Here is a 19,920-nt window from a genome sequence, read left to right on the forward strand (position 1 = left end):
CGCGGGCGCCGGGGGGCGGCGTCCGGGCCGGTTGCTACAGTGCGCCCGTGTCCGACTCCTCGCGTGAATCCCTGGCCGGCGCCGGCTGGGAGAGTCAGCAGCCCGGCGCCTACCGTGAGTTGATGCCGGCCCGGGTGGTCAACCTCTCGTGGCTGGACCCGGCGACCCTGTGGAAGGCCCGCAACGGGCCGCTCGCCTCCCTGTTCGGCGACCCGACCGGCCGGGACCGGCAGCGCTGGGTGGACGGCCAGCGGCAGCGGGGGGCGGCCGGCGCGGACCTGGTGATCGAGCGCGACGACCCCGACGCGTTCTCCTTCCTCCTCCTCGGCGACACCGGCGAGGGCGACGACCCGCAGTACGCCGTCGTCCCCGGGATGCTCAAGGCGGGCGCCGGCACCCGCTACGCCGTGATCTGCAGCGACGTCCTCTACCCGGTCGGCAGCGCCGACGAGTACGACACCAAGTTCTTCCGGCCCTACCGGGACTACGACGCCCCCGTGTACGCGATCCCCGGGAACCACGACTGGTACGACGGACTGACCGGCTTCATGCGGGTGTTCTGCCGCGCCCCCGCCCTGCCGCCCGTGCCGCGCCCCCGTCCGCTGTCCCGGGCCTGGTGGCGCACCCTGCTGTGGGCGAATCCCGACGTGCCGGACGACGCCCGGCTCGACGCGGCCCGCCTGATGCGCTCGGCGCCCTCCCAGACGGCCTCCCAGCCCGGCCCGTACTGGGCGATCGACTCGGGGCCGATACGGATCATAGGCATCGACACCGGCCTGCTCGGCGACATCGACCGGGAGCAGGGCGAGTGGCTGCGCCGGGTCTCGCTCGGCCCCCGCCCCAAGATCCTCGTCACCGGTTCCCCGATCTACGTGGACGGCGAGCACCACCCCTGCGCCGTCGAGGGCGGCGGCACGGTGGACGAGGTCGTCCGCGACCCGGAGCGCAACTTCGTCGCCGTGATCGGCGGCGACATCCACAACTACCAGCGCTACCCGGTCGACGTGGACGGCCGCAGGATCGAGTACGTCGTCTCCGGCGGCGGGGGCGCCTTCATGCACGCCACCCACACGATCCCCCGGGTGGAGGTCGGCGGGGTCACCGAGGACCGCTTCCGCTGCTATCCGATGCGCGGCGACTCCCTCGCCTTCTACAGCCGGCTCTACGGCCGCCGCCTCCACCTGCGCCGGCTGTTCGACCTGACCCCCGACGAGGCGTCAGCGGTCCTCGCCCGGCGGCTCGGCGTCCCGGCCACCCGGGCCACCGGCGCCCGGGTGACCCTGCGGACCCGTTTCGTCGCGAGCGTCCTGGGCGCCCCGCCCCGCCCGGACCGCAGGCGCCGGCTGCGCCTGCCCGTCCGCCGGATGCTCACCCGGCTGCTCTCCCCGGGCTCGGCGACGTACAGCCCGCCGTTCTTCAAGAGCTTCCTGCGGCTGGACGTCAGCCCTTCCGCCGTGCGCGTGCGCTGCTTCGCGGCCACGGGCCTGCTCGCGCACGAGCTGGACCCGCCGGTCGAGGACGACTTCACCATCGCCCTGCCGGGCGCGAAAGCGGTGTGAGCGGGCCGCAGGGCCGTCCAGGACCCCTCCGGACTGCGCGCATCGCGGGCCCGCGCGACCGAGGTGATCTGCGCGAACGGGCCGGAAACAGGGGGGTGTGCGGCCCTGCGCGGGGCCCTGCGCGGCGTGGCGCCCGGGCTACCTGTACGGACAAGTCCGGGCCTACGCTTTTACCGTCACCTGAAGCTTCCGTTGCGTTCTGGACATCTGCGCTTAGTCAACCTTCCCCCTAAGGCTCCTAAGTTCACGACCAAGCAATGGCAAGCAGTGAGCAACGGAGGTCGTTGTGTCCGAGGGTGTTCGCAGGGCCCGACGGTTCGCCGCGCCGGTGGCGGCCGCCGCCGCTGCCGCGGTGGTGACCATGGTGATCAACCCGACGCTGGGTGCGTCGGCCACGGCTCCCCAGACCGCAGGCAAGGGCAAGGCCCCGGCCGCGAAGAACGTCATCTTCATCAACGGCGACGGCATGGGTGCCGCCGCCCGGCAGGCCGCGCGCCTGCACCTGACCGGCCTGAACGGTCAGCTCGCGATGGACAAGCTCCCCTACTCGGGCCAGCTGACCACCGAGCCCGACGACCCGAAGGCCGTCATCACCGACTCCGCCGCGGCCGCGACCGCGTGGGCCACCGGTGAGAAGACCTACAACGGCGCGATCAGCGTCGACGTGGACGGCAACCCGCTGGCCACCCTGGGCCAGCAGGCCAAGGCCGCCGGCAAGGCCACCGGTCTCGTCACGACCGCGCAGGTCACCGACGCGTCCCCGGCCGCCTTCTTCTCCAGCACCGCCAACCGGTCGGCGCAGGACGAGATCGCGCGCCAGTACATCGAGGTCAGCAAGCCCGACGTCATCCTGGGCGGTGGCGAGGACTGGTGGCTGCCCGCGGGCGACGCCGGCGCCTTCCAGGACAAGCCCGCCGAGGACACGTCCGAGGCGAGCAAGGGCACCAAGGGCGACCTGATCAAGAAGGCCCAGAAGGCCGGTTACTCCTACGTCCACAGCGCGGACCAGCTGAACCGCGCCAAGGGCGGCAAGCTCCTCGGCCTCTTCGCCAACGAGGAGATGTTCCAGCAGCGCCCCGAGGGCCAGGGCGACGTCTACAACCCGGTGGTCGGCCTGTCCACCATGACCAGCAAGGCCCTGAGCACGCTGGACAAGAACAAGAAGGGCTTCTTCCTCATGGTCGAGGAGGAGGGCACCGACGAGTTCGCGCACTCCAACAACGGCACCCGCACCCTGCAGTCCATGCAGGAGCTGGAGAAGGCCGTGGCCGTGGCCCGCGCCTACGTCGCCACCCACCCCGACACCCTGCTGGTCGTCACGGGTGACCACGAGACCGGCGGCCTGGCCGTCGAGGAGGCCGACGCGGCCGACGAGTCCGGCGACGGCATCTCCGCCGAGGACGGTCCGTTCAGCATCCGCGGCAGCGACAAGACCTTCTACATGGACTGGACCACCTCGGGCCACACCGGCGTGGACGTCCCGGTCACCGCGGCCGGCCCGCTGGCGGACCGCTTCACCGGCAAGCACGCCAACACCTACGTGCACGACGTGCTGAGCGAGATCCTGGCGACGCGTCGCTGATCGAGGATCCGACGTCCGGCGGGTGCCGGGGAGGGGGCTCCCCCTCCCCGGCACCCGCCGTCCGTCCCCGGTCGGTGTGGCGCCGCGGAGACGGGGAAAAGGCGTGGTGGCAGGCATGGCGGGTGGCGCAAAAGATCCTCCTTGAGGCGTAGGCGACCCGCTTTGCCATACCATTACTCTTGGTGCGAAGCCGTATCGCGCGGCCATGGAGGAGTGACAGATGAGGAGCAGCAACCCGGTCTTCTCGCGGCGTGGGTTCTCCCGCGGGGAGGGCTACGCGGGCTTCGGCGGTCAGCCGCAGGCGCAGGGCGGGCCCGGCACGGGCGCGAACCCCTACGCGGGCACGAACCCGTACGCGGGAAACCCCTACGACACCACGTACCAGGCCCCGCCGGCCGCCCCCGCGCAGACCGGCCGGATGACGATGGACGACGTCGTCATGCGCACCGCCATGACCCTGGGCACCGTGGTGCTCGGCGCGCTCGTGGCATGGTTCGTGCTGCCGGTCTCGGAGAAGAGCTACGGCCTGGCGATCGGCGCCTCGCTCGTCGCCCTGGTCCTGGGCCTGATCCAGTCGTTCAAGCGTGAGGCCTCGCCCGCGCTGATCCTCGGCTACGCGGTCTTCGAGGGCGTCTTCCTCGGGATCTGGAGCAAGATCCTCAACTTCATGTGGCCGGGCATCCCGCTGCAGGCCGTGCTGGGGACCATGGCGGTCTTCGTCGGCATGCTGGTGGCGTACCGCACGCGCCTCATCCGGGTCACCGCGCGCTACACCCGCATCGGCATGGCGATCGCCATCGGCTTCGTCATCCTGATGTTCGTCAACCTGATCGCCGCCATGATCGGCGGCGGTGACGGCCTGGGCCTGCGCAGCGGTGCGCTGGGCATCGTGGTCGGCGTCATCGGGATCGCGCTGGGCGCGTTCTTCCTGTCGCTGGACTTCAAGCAGATCGAGGACGGCATCCAGTACGGCGCTCCGCGCCAGGAGTCCTGGCTGGCGGCCTTCGGCCTGACGCTCTCCCTGGTCTGGATCTACCTGGAGATGCTGCGGCTGATCGCGATCCTGCGGGGCGACGACTGAGTGCGCTGACCCGCGAGGGACAGTCAACGGGCCCCGGAGGCAGTGCCTTTCGGGGCCCGTTCGCATGCGCGGTGGGGGAGGCGCGTCAGCCGAACCTCCGCGCGGCCCGCCTCAGGTCGTATTCGTGGACGATCGCCTTGGCGTGTCCGTAGGACAGGTCGTGCTCGCTGCGGAGCCAGCTGACTTTCTCATCGAAGCGGAGGAATGCGGGCCCGTCGTCGACCGTGCGAAGCCATTCGCCGATCTCGCGGCCGGTGCAGTGCGGGATGTGGGAGAGCAGGTTCCGGTGGGTCTCTTCCGAGAAGGTCTGTGACATCGGCGCCTCCGGTATGCGTTCCGGTCACCCCACCGTGCCTGAGCCGTCGACCGTTGGCAACAGTGCGACGCGCTCGGTTGTGTGTACGCACCGGTAGGCTCGCCGGGTGCTCGACTGTACGACGCTCCGCAACGCCGCCGGTCTCCTGGCGTCCCGTTACCGTTCCCTGCCGCAGAGCCGGCTCCGCGGCGAGGTGGCCCGCGAGGGCCTGGAGCTCGCCCGTGAACTGGCCGTCCGCGCACAGCGGATCGAGTCCCCCGGGCGGGAACCGCTGACGATGCCGGACGAGGGGGTCTTCGCGATCGGCGACCAGATCTCGGTGGCCGCCCACGACCTGGCCGCCGCGTTGGAGCCCCACCCCGAACTGGCGGACGTACGCGACGCGGCCGTGTCCCGGATCCGGGACACGGCCGCGCGCTGCGGTCTCTAGGGGGCCGGCTACAGCGAGGCGACCACCCGGTCGGCGAGCACGTAGACGGACTCCTCGCCGTAGGTGAAGGTCAGCGCGTAGCCGCCGGCGACGGCGGAGCCGCCCAGCAGGACCGGGGACTCGCCGCGGTCGAGGGCCTCGCAGAGGCGGTCGGCGGTGTCCCGGTCGCCCGGGGTCATGCAGAGCGTGGTGCCGTCGGCGAAGACGTACACGTCGAGCGTGCCGAGCGGGCCGGGCCGGACGTCGGCGAGCGGCATCCGCAGGTCGGCGAGTTCGGAGAGGCGCTCGGCGGTCTGCTCCTGGTTGGCCACGACCGGCGCGGGGACGTCGAAGTCGGGGTCGGAGGGGTGCCGCAGGGGCACCGGGCCGCCGGGCTCCAGGCCCGCGAGGTCGGCCTGCCGGGGCAGGAACGGGCCGTACGGGAGCACCTCGTAGTCGGTCCCCGCGGTGCCGGGCACGGGACCTGCGCCCTGGCCGCCGAAGAGCTGGGCGTCGAACTGCGGGTCGACGAGGGCCTCGCCGGCCTCGCCCGCCCCGTAGCCCAGGGGGGCCTCCTGCGCGGCCCAGAAGGCGCGCGCCTCGGCCAGCTCGCGCTCCCGCTCGTCGGCGAGCGCGTCGGCGACGGCCGTGCGGATGGCCTCGGCGTCCGGAGTGCTGCGCGCCGCGGGCACGGCGGTCGCCCGTGCGGTACGGGCCTCGGCCAGGTCCGCGCGCAGAGCCGCGACGTCACGACGTACGCCGCGTGTGGCGAGCAGCGCGGCGGCGCCGGCGGTCACGGCGGTTGCCGCACCCGTCAGCAGGACGAGGAACATGGCGCTCACTGGCGTACTCCCGACTGTGCTTTCCCGAGCCTGGCCCCCTGTACACCACCACTCTGCACCGGAATCCATGGCCTCTGCAGTGCGGAACGTCACGAAATGGGAGGGTCGAAAGTCTCGGACCGCAGGGGTGGCACACCCCTGACCTGCATAAACGACCGCCCCCGGGATTAGGTCACATCCCGGGGGCGTTTCGATTGCGACTTGTGCCTCGAACGTACGTCCGAGGGCCCCGCAGGGGGCCGTAGGGGGTCCGCTACGACAGGCGCTCGATGACCATGGCCATGCCCTGGCCACCGCCGACGCACATGGTCTCCAGGCCGAACTGCTTGTCGTGCCACTGAAGGGAGTTGATGAGCGTGGTGGTGATGCGGGCACCCGTCATGCCGAAGGGGTGGCCGACCGCGATCGCGCCGCCGTTGACGTTGAGCTTGTCGAGGTCGACGCCCAGCTCCCGGTAGGAGGGGATGACCTGCGCCGCGAAGGCCTCGTTGATCTCGACCAGGTCGATGTCGCCGATGGTCAGCCCGGCCCGCCGCAGCGCCTGGCGGGAGGCCTCGACCGGGCCGAGGCCCATGATCTCCGGGGACAGGCCGGAGACGCCGGTGGAGACGACCCGGGCGAGCGGCGTGATGCCGAGCTCGCGCGCCTTGGTGTCGCTCATGACGACCAGCGCCGCGGCGCCGTCGTTCAGCGGGCAGCAGTTGCCGGCGGTCACGGTGCCGTCGGGGCGGAAGACCGGCTTCAGGCCCTGCACGGCCTCCAGGGTGACGCCGGCGCGCGGGCCGTCGTCCTTCGCGACGACCGTGCCGTCGGGCAGGGTCACCGGGGTGATCTCGCGCTCCCAGAAGCCCTTCTCGATGGCCTCCTCGGCCAGGTTCTGCGAGCGGACGCCGAACTCGTCCTGGTCGGCCCGGGTGACGCCCTTGAGGGCGGCCAGGTTCTCCGCGGTCTGGCCCATCGCGATGTACGCGTCCGGGACCAGGCCGTCCTCGCGCGGGTCGTGCCACTCGCCGCCGCCCTGCGCGGCGCGGGCCGCGGTGCGGGCCTCGGCCTCCGCGAAGAGCGGGTTGTGGGTGCCGGGCATGCCGTCGGAGCTGCCGTTGACGAACCGGGACACGGTCTCGACGCCGGCCGAGACGAAGACGTCGCCCTCGCCCGCCTTGATGGCGTGCAGCGCCATCCGGGTCGTCTGCAGCGAGGAGGAGCAGTAGCGCGTGACCGTGCAGCCCGGGAGGTGGTCCATGCCCATCTGCACGGCCACGATCCGGCCCAGGTTGTGGCCCTGCTCGCCGCCGGGCAGGCCGCAGCCCAGCATCAGGTCGTCGATCTCGCGCGGGTCCAGCTGCGGCACCTTGGCGAGGGCCGCCTGGATGATCGTGGCGGTCAGGTCGTCGGGACGCAGGTCCTTCAGGGACCCCTTGACGGCCCGGCCGATGGGCGAACGGGCGGCAGAGACGATCACGGCTTCGGGCATCGCGACTCCTCGACGAGGCGGCGGGGGTACGGCTGGGACTCTCTGGGAAGTTACCTGTACGTAGCGGAGCGAGTCACGGCTTGAGCGCTGTGACGCGGACCTCTTTCTGAGCGCTTGCTTAGTCCATGATGGCGCATCCTCGTGGCGAACGCGCCCCCCGTGCGATGCTGGGCCGGTGAATCCGGACGACCTGGTACGGCTGCGGCGCGCCCGCGACGCGATGGACCGCGACTACGCGGACCCCCTCGACGTCACCGCGCTGGCCCGCACGGCACTGATGTCCCCCGGCCACTTCTCGCGCAGCTTCCGTGCCGCGTACGGCGAGAGCCCGTACAGCTACCTCATGACGCGCCGGATCGAGCGCGCCAAGGCCCTGCTCCGGCGCGGCGACCTCACGGTCACGGAGGTCTGCTTCGCGGTGGGCTGCACCTCGCTCGGCTCCTTCAGCTCGCGCTTCACCGAGCTCGTGGGGGAGACCCCGAGCGCCTACCGCGCCCGCGACCACGGGCCGGGCGCGCCGATCCCGGCGTGCGTCGCGAAGCGGTACACGAGGCCGGTCAGGAACAAGGAAGCGAAGCCGGCCGCGCGGGCCTAGCGTGGTCCGCATGGACATCACGCTGTCGCAGTGCTTCATCGCCGTCGACGACCACGACAAGGCGCTTCCCTTCTACCGCGACGTCCTCGGCCTGGAGGTCCGCAACGACGTGGGGTTCGAGGGCATGCGCTGGGTGACGGTCGGCTCTCCCGACCAGCCGGGCGTGGAGATCGTCCTCGAACCGCCCCTGGCGGACCCCAGCGCCTCCGACGCGGACAAGCGGGCCATGAGCGAACTGCTGGCCAAGGGCATGCTGCGCGGGGTCATCTTCGCCACCAGTGACGTCGACGCCACCTTCGAACGCATCCGCGACGCGGGCGGAGAGGTCCTCCAGGAGCCCATGGACCAGCCCTACGGCGTCCGCGACTGCGCCTTCCGCGACCCCTCCGGCAACCTGCTCCGCTTCAACCAGCGCAAGGCCGGCTGACGCCGGGCGGCAAGCCCGCGGCCCGCGGACGGCGGCGGGGGCCGCCAGGACCCCGCGCGGTGCCGTGCCGAGGCGGCCCCGGGCAATCGCTGCCGCCCCGGGGGCGTGGGCGGCGTCCGCAGTGGCGCAGTGCCGCCCCGGCGGCCCGGCCGTGGCTTGAAGGTCCGGGGCGCGGGGCGGGCCGTCTCCCACTCGCAGGGGCATCCATCCGCCGGCGCGGCCCACAACGGAAGCGTGGTCCCGGAACCGCCGGGGCACCCTCTCCGCCGGTTCTGCGACGCACGGGCCGGTCGGGGGTGCGAGGCGGTCCGGGGGCACCGCGGCTGCCTCTCTGACCCCTCACCGGAAAGACGCGGGGCTGTAGGGGCCGAGAAGCGGTCCGGGTCACCCCGGGTGCCTCTCTCACCCCCACTGGCCGTCAGCGCCCATACAGGTGGGGTGTGGCGGGCTGCTCCCCGGGCCGAAGGCTGGGGGAGTGCGCCGCCGCGGCCCCGACCCCGGACGCACTTGCGCAGGCCCGCGCCAACCGCGCCGGATGGGGGCCCCCGGCCGAAGGATGGGCGACGCCGCAGGCGCGAACAACGCGCACACGACAACAGGCCGCAACCACGACCAACAGGGCGGGCCCGCGCGCGGGCCCGCCCGCCGGAGGCGCTACTGGGCGGCCTCGGCCGCCGCCGTGGCGGCCGGTTCGGTCGCGTCGGGGAGACGGCGCCGGCGGCGCCGCTTGAGCAGGGCCCAGCGGCCGCGGGGGCCGGAGACCGTGCCGGCGGCCGCGGTGACCTCCGTACCGGCCTCGCCCGCGGCTTCCGCGGCGGCCTGGGCCACCGGGAGGAAGCCCTCGCCGCGCCGGGCGTCGGGGCGCTCGTCCTCCTCGGGCCACAGCCCGACGGCGGAGCAGAGGGTCGGCAGCATCGCCATGGCCGCCGTCGCGTACCCCTCGGCCGAGGGGTGGTAGTTGTCCGGGCCGAACATCTCGCGGGGGCGGGACTCGAACTCGGGCCCGAGCAGGTCGCCCAGGGAGACGGTGCGGCCGCCGATGCCGACCACCGCGATGGTCTGCGCCGCCGCGAGCTGCCGGCTCAGCCGGCGGGCGATCCAGCGCAGCGGCTGGTAGACCGGCTCGATCGTGCCCAGGTCGGGGCAGGTCCCGACGATCACCTCGCAGCCCGCCTCGCGCAGCCGCCGTACCGCGTCGGACAGCAGCCGCACCGAGACGGCCAGCGGCATCCGCCGGGTCACGTCGTTCGCCCCGATCATGATCACGCACAGATCGGGCGCCGTACCGGGGCCGGACCCCAGCAGAAGATCGACCTGGCGGGCCAGGTCGTCGGACTGTGCGCCGGGATTGGCCACGTTGACCATCCGCACCGGCCGTTCCGCCACCGCCGCCACCCCGGACGCCAGCAGCGCACCGGGGGTCTGGCTCGCCCGGTGCACCCCCTGGCCCGCCGCCGTGGAGTCACCCGCGAGGGCCAGCACGATCGGCCGCTCGTCGGTGCTCAGCGCGAAGGCGGCGCCGTACACCCCGTCCGCGCGGGGCGGGACGGCGTCGGAGCCGCCCACGGCCCGGCGGGCGAGCGCGCCCTCGGTCAGCAGCAGGCCGACCGCGGCGCCGCCCAGCAGCCCGATGCCGCCTCCTCCGTACGCGGCGGCCGTAGCGATCCGCCGCGCCACCCTTGCCCTGGACAACGTCCACCTCCCGCGCCGGGTGTGCGGGCCCCCGTGGCCCGACCCGTACAACGATTTGTTGCCCCGTCCGAAGCCCGCCGCAACCGCTGGGCGGCCCGGACTCAGGTCAGCCGCTGCTGGGCGACGAACCAGGCGAGCTGGGTGCGGTTGGCGGTTCCGGTGGACTCCATCAGGGACCGGATCCTGCGCTGCAGCGTGCGCAGGGATATCCCGAGCTGGGAGGCGATCGCCTTGTCGGGCAGCCCGGACATCAGCAGCGAGAGCAATTGCTCGTCCAGTTCGGGGGAGCCGGGGAACTCCGGGTCCTCCTCGGTCTCGCCGGGCGAGGGCATCCGCAACGGCGTGCCGCGCAGCCAGCGGTCCTCGAAGAGCTCCAGCAGCGCGTCCACCAGCACCGAGGGGTGGAGCAGCAGCAGTCCGGCGGAGGAGACCACGGACCGGTCGCGGCCGCCGGACAGCGGCAGCAGCGCCCGCTCGGCGTCGACGATCATCAGCTTCATCGGCACGCTGGGCGCCGCCCGGGCCAGCTCTCCCGGCTCGACGAAGCCCGGCATGTCCGCCGCCCCCGGGTAGACCAGGGCGGTGGTCTCGTACAGCGAGCGGTACTCCACCCCCGCGGTCAGCCGCTCCTTCTGCACCACGTTGCCCGCCGCGGCCACGTACGGCGGCCGGACGAAGGTCAGCACCTCCTTGCGGGCCTCGCGCTGCAGCTGCTCGATCATGTGCTGCTGCTCCGCCTCGCCGTGGATCACCTCGGCGATCCCGCCCGGCATCACCGGCTCGGCCGGCCGCGCCGGGCGCACGGCGGCCAGCGCCGTCAGCCGTTCCCGCACCGCGGCGAGGCCGGACTCCACGGCCGCCAGACCGCTGAGGGCGGCGAGGTAGTCGGCGTTGCCCGGGCCCGCGCCGGCGGTGTCCGGGTGCTTCTCGTCAGGCATGGCCCACCCCCCGGTTGTACAAGCCCGGTGTCGTAAGTGCGACGTGTCGTGATCGCGCCACGGTGCGACTCTACAACCGGACCTTCCGGGGCGTACGTAACACCAATGTGAAGGGTGCGACGCCCGGTCCCCGCGGGGGCCGCCCCCCGCCGCAAAACCGCTTACCCTGGCCTCACAATCACGGAGAACCCGGAGACAATGGTGCAGTTCCACGACTCGATGATCAGTCTCGTCGGCAACACCCCGCTGGTGAGGCTCAACAGCGTGACGGCAGGGATCCAGGCGACCGTCCTGGCCAAGGTCGAGTACTTCAACCCCGGTGGTTCGGTCAAGGACCGCATCGCGCTGCGGATGATCGAGGCCGCGGAGAAGAGCGGCGAACTCAAGCCCGGCGGCACGATCGTGGAGCCCACCTCGGGCAACACGGGTGTGGGCCTGGCGATCGTGGCCCAGCAGAAGGGCTACCACTGCATCTTCGTCTGCCCGGACAAGGTCTCCGCGGACAAGATCAACGTCATGCGGGCCTACGGCGCCGAGGTCGTGGTCTGCCCCACCGCCGTGGACCCCGAGCACCCGGACTCGTACTACAACGTCTCCGACCGGCTGGTGCGCGAGACCCCGAACGCCTGGAAGCCGGACCAGTACAGCAACCCCAACAACCCGGCCTCGCACTACCACTCCACCGGCCCGGAGCTGTGGGAGCAGACCGAGGGGAAGATCACGCACTTCGTGGCGGGCGTCGGCACCGGCGGCACCATCTCCGGCACCGGCCGCTACCTGAAGGACGCCTCGGACGGCGGGGTGAAGGTCATCGGCGCCGACCCGGAGGGCTCCGTCTACAGCGGCGGCTCCGGCCGGCCGTACCTCGTCGAGGGCGTCGGTGAGGACTTCTGGCCCACCGCCTACGACCGCACCGTCGCGGACGAGATCGTCGCGGTCTCCGACAAGGACTCCTTCCAGATGACCCGGCGCCTCGCCAAGGAGGAGGGCCTGCTCGTCGGCGGCTCCTGCGGCATGGCGGTCGTCGCGGCGCTCCGCGTGGCCGAGCGGCTCGGCCCGGACGACGTGGTGGTCGTGCTGCTGCCGGACTCCGGCCGCGGCTACCTGTCGAAGATCTTCAACGACGAGTGGATGGCCGACTACGGCTTCCTGGAGGAGGGCACCGGCCAGGCCCGTGTCGCCGACGTCCTGGACCGCAAGGACGGCGGCCTGCCGCACCTGGTGCACATGCACCCCGAGGAGACCGTGGGCCAGGCCATCGAGGTGCTGCGCGAGTACGGCGTCTCGCAGATGCCGATCGTCAAGCCGGGCGCCGGCCACCCCGACGTCATGGCCGCCGAGGTCATCGGCTCCGTCGTGGAGCGGGAGCTGCTCGACGCGCTGTTCACCAAGCGCGCCACCCTCGACGACCCGCTGGAGCGGCACATGAGCGCGCCGTTGCCGCAGGTGGGCTCCGGCGAGCCGGTCGGCGACCTGATGGCCGTGCTGGGCTCGGCCGACGCGGCGATCGTGCTGGTCGAGGGCAAGCCGACGGGCGTGGTCAGCCGCCAGGACCTGCTCGCCTTCCTCGCCGAAGAGGCCAGGTAACGGCACCCCCGGGCGATCCCGGGCGATCCCGGGCGATCCCGGGCGATCCCGGGAGGGTCCGCCGCGGGTTCGCGGAAGTGGTACACCGGCGTCACGTGTCCGCAGCACGCATTTAACACGGCTCCGGCACATTGGTGGATGTCGGCGGACGGCACACCGGTCGCCCGGCCGACACCACGGATGTGGCGCCAAGGACCTCCGGAGCGGCTCCCGGACCTCCATGGTGACCCCAAGGACGCGTGGCCCGGCCCTGATCCGGCCCGCGTCCCTCGCGGGGACCGCCGTCGTCCCGCCCCCCGGGTGACCGGGGGTGCGGCGGTTCCCGCGCTATCTGTGGAAGAGCGGTCCGCGCCCCCGCGCGGACCGCTCTTCTGGTTGAGTGGCCGCCGTGATCAGCGCGCAGACGTTCGCAGCCGTCGAGGAGTCCATACGCACCGCGGCCGACGAGGAGGCGCTCGCCCGCTTCGGCCGTCTCGCCGAGGGCGACGTCGACGAGAAGAAGGGCCCCCTGGACCTCGTCACGGTCGCCGACCGCCGCATCGAGGAACGCCTCACCCGTACGTTCACCCGCCTGCTGCCGGGCTCGGCCGTCATCGGCGAGGAGGCCGTGCACGCCGACCCCGAGCTGCTCGGGGCGCTGCTGGGCGACGATCCGGTCTGGATCGTCGACCCGGTCGACGGCACCTCCAACTTCGTCCGCGGCGACTCCTCGTTCGTCACCCAGGTCGCCCTCGCCGCCCGGGGTGAGCTGCTCGCCTCCTGGACGTACCGGCCGGTCGACGGGGTCCTCGCCACCGCCCGGCGCGGCGAGGGCGCGTACGCGGGGGGCCGGCCGCTGCGCCTGGCCGCGGGCGGCTCGCGGGACGCGGACGAGGTGCTGCTGGTGGCCGGCGCACGGCCCGCGCACCTCACGGCCGACCAGCACCGGCGGCTGTACGAGACGGGGGCGGCACACGGCGTCAAGCCCTGGGCGAGCGGCTCCGCCGGCTGCGACTACCTCGACGTCGCCCTCGGGCGGCTCGACGCGGCCACCTACGCCTACGACAACCCCTGGGACCACTCCCCGGGGATCCTGCTGGTCGCCGAGGCGGGCGGTACGGTGCTCGGCGCGGACGGGCTGCCGTTCCGCATGGCCGCGGGGCCGTTGCCCTTCGCCGCGGCCCGCGACGAGAGCGCGGCCCGCCGCGTCGTCGCGCTGCTCACGGCGTAGCGGCGGGCCGGCCGGGTTGTCGGGGCGGTCGTCCCACCCGCTGTGACGTCTTTCGGGTGACGGGGTTGTCCACAACCCGCGGGTCGTCCACAGGATTTGAGCAAGATCATCTTGTGGGTGGCGTTCCGCCTACCGTCCTTGGCATGGGATCGACCACCGCAACTCTTCGCCGTCACAGGCACCCGTCCGTATCCGTGGTTGTCGCGGCTTTCGCGGCAGCCACGGCAGCCGCGAGCGCGGCCGCGACCGCGCCTGCCACGCTCCTGGAACGGGCCGCCGCGCTCTTCGAACGTTCTCCCCCACGCCCCGAGCGGCGGGGGAGCCGGGCGCGAGGGCGGCCACCCGTGCCTCGGGCCGTGCGCCCTCGACGCGTGCGGGGAGCGCTCGCCGCCGTCAGGCCGTCAGTCCTCCCAGGCGTCCTGGTCCCTGTTGCGGCGCGGGGAAGTGCCCCGCTCGTGGAGGAGCCACCCCAGCGAGTGGGCCGCGTTGACGGCGACGATGCCGACCCACGCGACGAGCAGCCCGGGCAGGTCGGCCTTGTCGGCCGCGATGGCGGACAGCGGGATGGCCATGATCAGGGAGAACGCGCCGAAACCGTAGCGGGCGCCGAAACGGCCGCCGGCGTGACCGCGCGCCTCCGGGCCGACCCGGCGTCCGGAACGGGCGAACGCCGTCTGATTCTCGGCCAGTTCACGGCGCACCCGCCGCTCGACCTGGGAGTCGATGCGCCGGTCCATCTTCTCCAGGAAGGAGTCGATGAGGGCGGATTCGTACTCCTCCCCCAGGTCCTTGCGCGCCTGGAGGGTGGCGGCGAATTCCTTCTTGAGCTCAGGGTCACGGGCGTCCATGACGCCACCGTACGGACCGGGCGGCCCCGTGGCACTGGGGGAAACCCCCGAACCTTCCCGGGGATCGCCCCAGTAGGGTCGTCCCGTGACCGGACACGCGCCGCGCCTGCTGACCGCCCTCCACCACGCCCCGTCCGACCGCCCCGACGCGGTCACCGTCGACGGACGCCCCTGCTCACGCGAGGAACTGCTCGGCGCCGCGGGTGCCTTCGCAACACGTGTCGCGGGCGCCCCGGCGGTCGCGGTGCACGCGACGCCGTCCCTGGAGACGGTCGCGGCGGTCGTCGGGGGCCTCCTCGCGGGCGTGCCCGTCGTCCCCGTGCCGCCCGACGCGGGCCCGGCCGAGCGCGACCACATCCTGCGCGACTCCGGGGCCGTGCAGGCACCCCAGGCCGTCCTCACCGAGCGCGGGTCCTGGGACGGCCCGGAGCCGGACCCGGACACCACGGCCCTCGTCCTGTACACCTCGGGCACCACCGGGGCGCCCAAGGGCGTGCTCGTGTCGCGCCGGGCGGTCGCCGCCGACCTCGACGCCCTCGCCGGGGCCTGGGGGTGGACCGCGGAGGACACCCTCGTCCACGGGCTCCCGCTGTTCCACGTGCACGGTCTGGTGCTCGGCGTGCTCGGCGCGCTGCGCACCGGGAGCCGTCTGGTCCACACCGGCCGGCCCACCCCGCAGGCGTACGCGGCGGCCGGCGGCAGCCTGTACTTCGGCGTGCCGACCGTCTGGGGCCGGGTCGCGGCGGACCCGGACTCCGCCAGGGCGCTGAGCGGCGCCCGGCTGCTGGTCTCCGGCAGCGCGCCGCTGCCCGCGCCGGTCTTCCGGGACCTGGCGGCGCTGACCGGGCAGCGGCCGGTCGAGCGCTACGGCATGACGGAGACCCTGATCACGGTGAGCACCCGGGCGGACGGTGAGCGGCGCCCCGGCTCGGTCGGGCTGCCGCTGCCGGGGATCCGCACCCGGATCGCGGCGGAGCCCGGCGCGGAGATCGGCGAGCTGCAACTCACCGGGCCCACGCTCTTCGACGGCTACCTGGGGCGGCCGGAGGCGACCGCCGCCTCGTACACCGAGGACGGCTGGTTCCGCACCGGTGACATCGCGGCGATCGAGCCCGACGGCATGCACCGGATCGTCGGGCGGGCCTCCACCGACCTGATCAAGTCCGGCGGCTACCGCATCGGCGCGGGCGAGGTGGAGAACGCCCTGCTGGACCACCCCGCGGTGCGCGAGGCGGCCGTCGTGGGCGCCCCGCACGCCGACCTCGGCCAGGAGATCGTGGCCTACGTGGTGGCGGACGGGGTCGGCGAGCGCGAGCTGATCGACTTCGTGGCCGGGCACCTGTCGGTGCACAAGCGCCCCCGCAAGGTCCGCTTCCTGACCGAACTGCCGCGCAACGCGATGGGCAAACCGCAGAAGAAGCTGCTGCCGCCCGCGTGAGCGGGGCCGCCTTGCCGTCCTGCATAGAATCATGCAGAGTCATCGGCACATGAATAGCCGAGCGGAGAGGGCGTCATGGCCACCGACAACGCCACCGCGGCCGACGGGACCGACAGCGCGTCGGCGCGCCTGGTGAAGCTGTTCGAAGCGCACCGGCTCACGCCCACCCAGCGCCGCATCGCCCACTGCCTCGTGCGGCGGGCCGCCGACGCGCCGTTCCTGTCCAGCGTCGAGGTCGCCGAACTGGCCGGGGTCAGCCAGCCCTCCGTGACCCGCTTCGCGGTCGCGCTCGGCTTCGACGGCTACCCCGCGCTCCGCCGCCACCTGCGCGAGGTCGCCCCCGCCGCGGTGCCCCCGGGCCGGCCGGCCGGCGACACGTACAACGAGTACCAGGAAGCCGTGCAGGCCGAGATCGAGAACCTGCGGCACCTGGCCGCGCTGCTCGCCGACCCGGCGCCCGTCGCCCGCGCGGGCGCCCTGCTCGCCGCGTCCCGGCCGCTGCCCGTGCTGGGCCTGCGCGCCGCGGCCGCCCAGGCCAGGGGCTTCGGCTACTTCGCGGCCAAGGTGCACCCCGACGTCCGGCTCCTCGACGAGGGCGGCAGCATGCTCGCCGACCGCGTCGACGCGGCCGTGCGGGCCGGGGCGAGCGCCCTGCTGTGCTTCGCGCTGCCCCGGCACCCGCGCGAGGTGGTCGAGGCCCTGGAGTACGCCCGCTCCGCCGGGCTCACCGTCGTCACCGTCGCCGACAGCGCCTTCGCGCCGGTCGCCGCCCACTCCGACGTCCTCCTCCCGGCGGCCGTCGGCACGGGGCTCGCCTTCGACACGGCGTGCGCGCCGATGCTGCTCGGGCGGGTCCTGCTGGAGGCCATGTGCGACGGGCTGCCGGACGCGCAGGCGCGGCTGGAGGAGTTCGACACCAAGGCCGCGGCGCAGGGCCTGTTCGTGGAGTGACCCGTCCCCGGCCCGCCCCCGGCCCGCCCCCGGCCCGTCCCCGGCCCCGGTGACGGACTGCGGTCAGGCGCCCGTCCCGTCGTGCTCGACGAGGAGGTGGCGGGGACCGCGCAGCACCGGGCTGCGCCGGTAGGGCGGCGGGTCGTCCACCAGCCGCAGGCCGTCCAGGTCGCGCAGCAGGGCCGTGAGGGCGATCTGCGCCTCCAGCCGGGCGAGCGGCGCCCCGAAGCAGCTGTGCACGCCGCTGCCGAAGCCCAGGTGCTGGTTGTCCGTGCGCCGCGGGTCGAACCGGTCGGGGTCGTGGAACCGCCGCGGATCGCGGCTGCCGGAGGCGAGCACCAGGACCAGGGGCGCCCCCTTGGGCACGGTGACCCCGGCGATCTCGACGTCGACCAGCGGGGTGCGCTGGGGCAGCATCTGCACGGGCGGTTCGAAGCGCAGCAGTTCCTCCACCGCCCGCGGCATCAGGGCCGGTTCGCCGCGCAGCAGCTCCAGCTGGTCGGGCCGGCGCAGCAGGGTGAGCATGCCGTTGGTGATGAGGTTGACGGTGGTCTCGTGCCCGGCGACGAGCAGCAGCACCGAGGTCACCATCAGCTCGATCCGGTTCAGCCCGCCGGCCGGGTCCTGGTCGTTGACGAAGGCCGACAGCAGGTCGTCGGAGGGCTTGCCGCGCCGCTCCTCGGCCAGCCCGCCCAGGTAGACCCCCATCGCCCGGCGGGCCTCGGTGGCCGCCTGCGTGCGCTCGGTGGGGTCCTCGTCGGGGTTGAGGTCCAGCCCGCCGACGATAGCGTCGGACCAGCCGCGGAACTTCGGCTCGTCCTCCCGGGGCACCCCCAGCAGGCGGCAGATCACGGTGACGGGGAGCGGGTAGGCGAAGTCGTCGACGACGTCGATGCGCTCCTTGCCGCGGAGCCCGGCGACGAGTCCGTCGGCGATGCGGACGATCTCACCGTGCATGGCGTCGACCCGGCCGGGGGTGTGCGGCGGGCCGAAGGGCCGCATCGTGGTGCGGCGGAGCCGGTCGTGCTCGGGGTCGTCGAGGCCGATGAAGGACGGCGCCAGCTCGCCGGCCAGCCGGACCTCCTCCGGATCGCTGCGGTGGCGCCGGTCGGAGCTGATCCGCGGGTCGTGGAGCAGGGCCGTGATCTCGTGGTACGTACCGACGAGGTAACTGCCGTCGTCCTGCGGCGCCACCTTGCTCTCGCGGAGTTCGGCGTAGAGCGGGTACGGATCGGGCCGGCTGGCGTAGTCGGTGATCCTCCGGAACAGCGTGTCCGCAGCCATGCGCGGGGGCTCCTCGTCGTCGTGGGCCGCGGCGTCCTGCCACGGCCCGTCGGCCAGGCGGTGGGCGGCGGCCTCAGCCGGCGGGCCGCACCAGGGTCAGGCGCCGGTCCGGCAAATGACCGGTGAGGGCGACCGTCGGGCCGTGCGAGAGCACCGCGGGGTCGGGCACGTCGGACGGCAGGGGGATCATCGGGGCGGTCCGGTCGGCGGCCCCGGGCTCGGGCGGGAACGGCGCGGCCGTCTCGATCAGGTTCTGGTAGTAGTCCAGCCACTTGGCCCGGTTCACCGACACCGCGGCGGTGATGCGGCCCTTGTAGCCGTAGACGACGACCAGCCGCGCCTCGCGCAGCGAGCCCTGGGCGACGACGACCTGGTCGGAGTAGGTGGGCACGCCCACCGACTTGATGTTGTGGCCGAACTGGCTGGACCAGAAGGTCGGCACCGCCAGGTGCGGCCGCCGGAACGGCCCCGCGCTGACCATGTTGTGGGCCGCGACCTCGGCCTGCGCGACCGCGTTGCCCCAGTGCTCCAGGGCGATCAACTGGTAGCCGAAGAGCGGGTGCGGGAAACGGGCCACGTCGCCGGCGACGAACACGTCGTCGGTGACGATGCCGTACATGTTGAAGGCGCGGCAGCCGGCGTCGCAGGTCACGCCGCGCGGGCCCGCGGCCAGGCCCGAATCGGCCAGCCACTCGGTGTTGCGCACGGCGCCGAGGGCCACCACCGCCACGTCCGCCTCGACGGTGCTCCCGTCGGAGAGCCGGGCGCCGGTCAGCCGGCCATCACCCTCCAGAGAGGTGACCTGCACCCCGCAGCGGAGGTCCACCCCGTGCCTGTGGTGCATCTCCGCGGCGACCGCGCCGAGCGTCCCGCCGAGCGCGCCCACCAGGGGCGCGGGACCGCGCTCCACCACGGTCACCGGGATGTCCCGCTCCCGGCAGGCGGAGGCGATCTCCGATCCGGTGAACCCGGCGCCGATCACCAGCACGCGCCGGGGCCCCGCGTCCAGCCGTTCCGCGAGCCCGGCCGCGTCGTCGCTGGTCCGCAGCGCGAACACCCCGTCCAGCGCGGCCTCGGCGGGGTTCGGCCAGGGACGGGCACGGGTGCCGGTGGCGATCAGCAGGCGGTCGTACGGCAGTTCCTCGCCGTTCGCGAGGAAGACCCGCTTGCCGGCCCCGTCCACGCCCGTCGCGGCGACGCCCAGTTTCCACCGCGCGTCCACCGGGCGGCGCGCGGGGAGCCCGGTCCCCGTCGCCGGCACCCGGCCGAGCAGCACCTGCTTGGACAGCGGCGGCCGGTCGTACGGCGGGTGGGGTTCGTCGCCCACCAGGGTCAGCGAGCCCTCGAACCCCTCGTCGCGCAGCGTCTCGGCGGCCCGCAGACCGGCCAGGGACGCGCCGACGACGACGATGCGCCCGTCGCGCAGCTCATCGGACATCGGCACCAGCCGCCCCGCCCACGAGGATGGCCTGCACCGGGCACGCCACCGCGGCCCGGTGGACGCGCTCCTGCTGGTCCTCCGGGACGGCCGGGACGTACAGCAGCGCCTCCTCGCCGTGCAGTTCGAAGACCTCGGGAGCGAGGAACGCGCACTGCGCGTAGGCCTGGCAGCGATTGAGGTCAACCACGATGTTCATACGCACCACTCCAGCCCCTCTGGCCCCTGCTCTCAGTGGTAGCACCGCGC

At 73.5% G+C, this 19,920-nt stretch carries 19 protein-coding genes; 10 read left to right on the plus strand and 9 right to left on the minus strand.

Annotation, left to right across the window (positions count from 1 at the left end; all coding sequences use genetic code 11):
* The first annotated feature begins 47 nt into the window (after nt 1-47).
* From ACZ7MY_RS07210 to ACZ7MY_RS07220, 3 genes are all read left to right on the plus strand, one after another.
* Nucleotides 48-1,559, plus strand: a complete 1,512-nt coding sequence (locus ACZ7MY_RS07210; protein ID WP_499600219.1) for a metallophosphoesterase family protein — start codon at nt 48-50, stop codon at nt 1,557-1,559.
* Between the two features lie 286 nt (nt 1,560-1,845).
* Nucleotides 1,846-3,141 carry an alkaline phosphatase gene (locus ACZ7MY_RS07215; RefSeq protein WP_499600220.1) on the plus strand — a complete coding sequence of 432 codons (1,296 nt, stop codon included), beginning with the start codon at nt 1,846-1,848 and terminating at the stop codon, nt 3,139-3,141.
* 220 nt (nt 3,142-3,361) lie between these two features.
* Nucleotides 3,362-4,222, plus strand: a complete 861-nt coding sequence (locus ACZ7MY_RS07220) for a Bax inhibitor-1/YccA family protein (RefSeq protein ID WP_499600221.1) — start codon at nt 3,362-3,364, stop codon at nt 4,220-4,222.
* Between the two features lie 85 nt (nt 4,223-4,307).
* Here ACZ7MY_RS07220 and ACZ7MY_RS07225 read toward each other — a convergent pair whose 3' ends face one another.
* Nucleotides 4,308-4,538, minus strand: coding sequence for a DUF4287 domain-containing protein (locus ACZ7MY_RS07225; RefSeq protein WP_499600222.1), 231 nt, complete (start codon nt 4,536-4,538; stop codon nt 4,308-4,310).
* A gap of 106 nt (nt 4,539-4,644) precedes the next feature.
* Between ACZ7MY_RS07225 and ACZ7MY_RS07230 the strand changes: the two genes are divergently transcribed.
* Nucleotides 4,645-4,968: a hypothetical protein gene (locus ACZ7MY_RS07230; protein WP_499600223.1), complete on the plus strand. Its 324-nt coding sequence runs from the start codon at nt 4,645-4,647 to the stop codon at nt 4,966-4,968.
* An 8-nt stretch (nt 4,969-4,976) separates the two neighbouring features.
* On the opposite strand, the gene ACZ7MY_RS07235 is transcribed toward ACZ7MY_RS07230, so the two are convergent.
* Together ACZ7MY_RS07235 and ACZ7MY_RS07240 are read right to left on the minus strand one after the other, a co-directional pair.
* Nucleotides 4,977-5,789, minus strand: a complete 813-nt coding sequence (locus ACZ7MY_RS07235) for a hypothetical protein (RefSeq protein WP_499600224.1) — start codon at nt 5,787-5,789, stop codon at nt 4,977-4,979.
* Nucleotides 5,790-6,042: 253 nt separating this feature from the next.
* Entirely contained in the window at nt 6,043-7,263 is a 1,221-nt protein-coding gene (locus ACZ7MY_RS07240) for an acetyl-CoA C-acetyltransferase (protein ID WP_499600225.1), read from the minus strand.
* 175 nt (nt 7,264-7,438) lie between these two features.
* Between ACZ7MY_RS07240 and ACZ7MY_RS07245 the strand changes: the two genes are divergently transcribed.
* The gene (locus tag ACZ7MY_RS07245; protein WP_499600226.1) at nt 7,439-7,858 is read left to right on the plus strand and encodes a helix-turn-helix transcriptional regulator; all 420 of its coding nucleotides are present in this window, start codon (nt 7,439-7,441) and stop codon (nt 7,856-7,858) included.
* Between the two features lie 10 nt (nt 7,859-7,868).
* Nucleotides 7,869-8,285, plus strand: coding sequence for a VOC family protein (locus tag ACZ7MY_RS07250; protein WP_499600227.1), 417 nt, complete (start codon nt 7,869-7,871; stop codon nt 8,283-8,285).
* Between the two features lie 654 nt (nt 8,286-8,939).
* On the opposite strand, the gene ACZ7MY_RS07255 is transcribed toward ACZ7MY_RS07250, so the two are convergent.
* Together ACZ7MY_RS07255 and ACZ7MY_RS07260 are read right to left on the minus strand one after the other, a co-directional pair.
* Entirely contained in the window at nt 8,940-9,962 is a 1,023-nt protein-coding gene (locus ACZ7MY_RS07255; RefSeq protein ID WP_499600291.1) for an SGNH/GDSL hydrolase family protein, read from the minus strand.
* A gap of 116 nt (nt 9,963-10,078) precedes the next feature.
* A complete protein-coding gene (locus tag ACZ7MY_RS07260; protein ID WP_499600228.1) occupies nt 10,079-10,915 on the minus strand; it encodes a helix-turn-helix transcriptional regulator in 837 nt (278 codons plus the stop codon).
* A 201-nt stretch (nt 10,916-11,116) separates the two neighbouring features.
* Here ACZ7MY_RS07260 and ACZ7MY_RS07265 point away from each other — a divergent pair, with 201 nt between their 5' ends.
* Nucleotides 11,117-12,502, plus strand: a complete 1,386-nt coding sequence (locus ACZ7MY_RS07265; protein WP_499600292.1) for a cystathionine beta-synthase — start codon at nt 11,117-11,119, stop codon at nt 12,500-12,502.
* Between the two features lie 388 nt (nt 12,503-12,890).
* Nucleotides 12,891-13,712: an inositol monophosphatase family protein gene (locus ACZ7MY_RS07270; RefSeq protein ID WP_499600229.1), complete on the plus strand. Its 822-nt coding sequence runs from the start codon at nt 12,891-12,893 to the stop codon at nt 13,710-13,712.
* 401 nt (nt 13,713-14,113) lie between these two features.
* Here the strand turns inward: ACZ7MY_RS07270 and ACZ7MY_RS07275 are convergent, their stop codons facing one another.
* On the minus strand, nt 14,114-14,560 hold the full coding sequence (locus tag ACZ7MY_RS07275) for a hypothetical protein (RefSeq protein WP_499600230.1): 447 nt from the start codon (nt 14,558-14,560) through the stop codon (nt 14,114-14,116).
* A gap of 85 nt (nt 14,561-14,645) precedes the next feature.
* Here ACZ7MY_RS07275 and ACZ7MY_RS07280 point away from each other — a divergent pair, with 85 nt between their 5' ends.
* Together ACZ7MY_RS07280 and ACZ7MY_RS07285 are read left to right on the plus strand one after the other, a co-directional pair.
* Nucleotides 14,646-15,998 (plus strand): acyl-CoA synthetase, encoded by a 1,353-nt coding sequence (locus tag ACZ7MY_RS07280; protein ID WP_499600231.1) that lies wholly within the window; start codon nt 14,646-14,648, stop codon nt 15,996-15,998.
* A gap of 75 nt (nt 15,999-16,073) precedes the next feature.
* Nucleotides 16,074-16,949, plus strand: coding sequence for a MurR/RpiR family transcriptional regulator (locus ACZ7MY_RS07285; protein WP_499600232.1), 876 nt, complete (start codon nt 16,074-16,076; stop codon nt 16,947-16,949).
* 63 nt (nt 16,950-17,012) lie between these two features.
* On the opposite strand, the gene ACZ7MY_RS07290 is transcribed toward ACZ7MY_RS07285, so the two are convergent.
* From ACZ7MY_RS07290 to ACZ7MY_RS07300, 3 genes are all read right to left on the minus strand, one after another.
* Nucleotides 17,013-18,233, minus strand: coding sequence for a cytochrome P450 (locus ACZ7MY_RS07290; protein ID WP_499600234.1), 1,221 nt, complete (start codon nt 18,231-18,233; stop codon nt 17,013-17,015).
* 73 nt (nt 18,234-18,306) lie between these two features.
* Entirely contained in the window at nt 18,307-19,671 is a 1,365-nt protein-coding gene (locus ACZ7MY_RS07295) for an NAD(P)/FAD-dependent oxidoreductase (RefSeq protein ID WP_499600235.1), read from the minus strand.
* Nucleotides 19,661-19,870, minus strand: coding sequence for a ferredoxin (locus ACZ7MY_RS07300; protein WP_089222253.1), 210 nt, complete (start codon nt 19,868-19,870; stop codon nt 19,661-19,663). The genes ACZ7MY_RS07295 and ACZ7MY_RS07300 overlap by 11 nt, the downstream gene beginning before the upstream one ends.
* Nucleotides 19,871-19,920 lie beyond the last annotated feature (50 nt).

It is taken from the genome of Streptomyces sp. NPDC111520 (genome assembly GCF_055635295.1).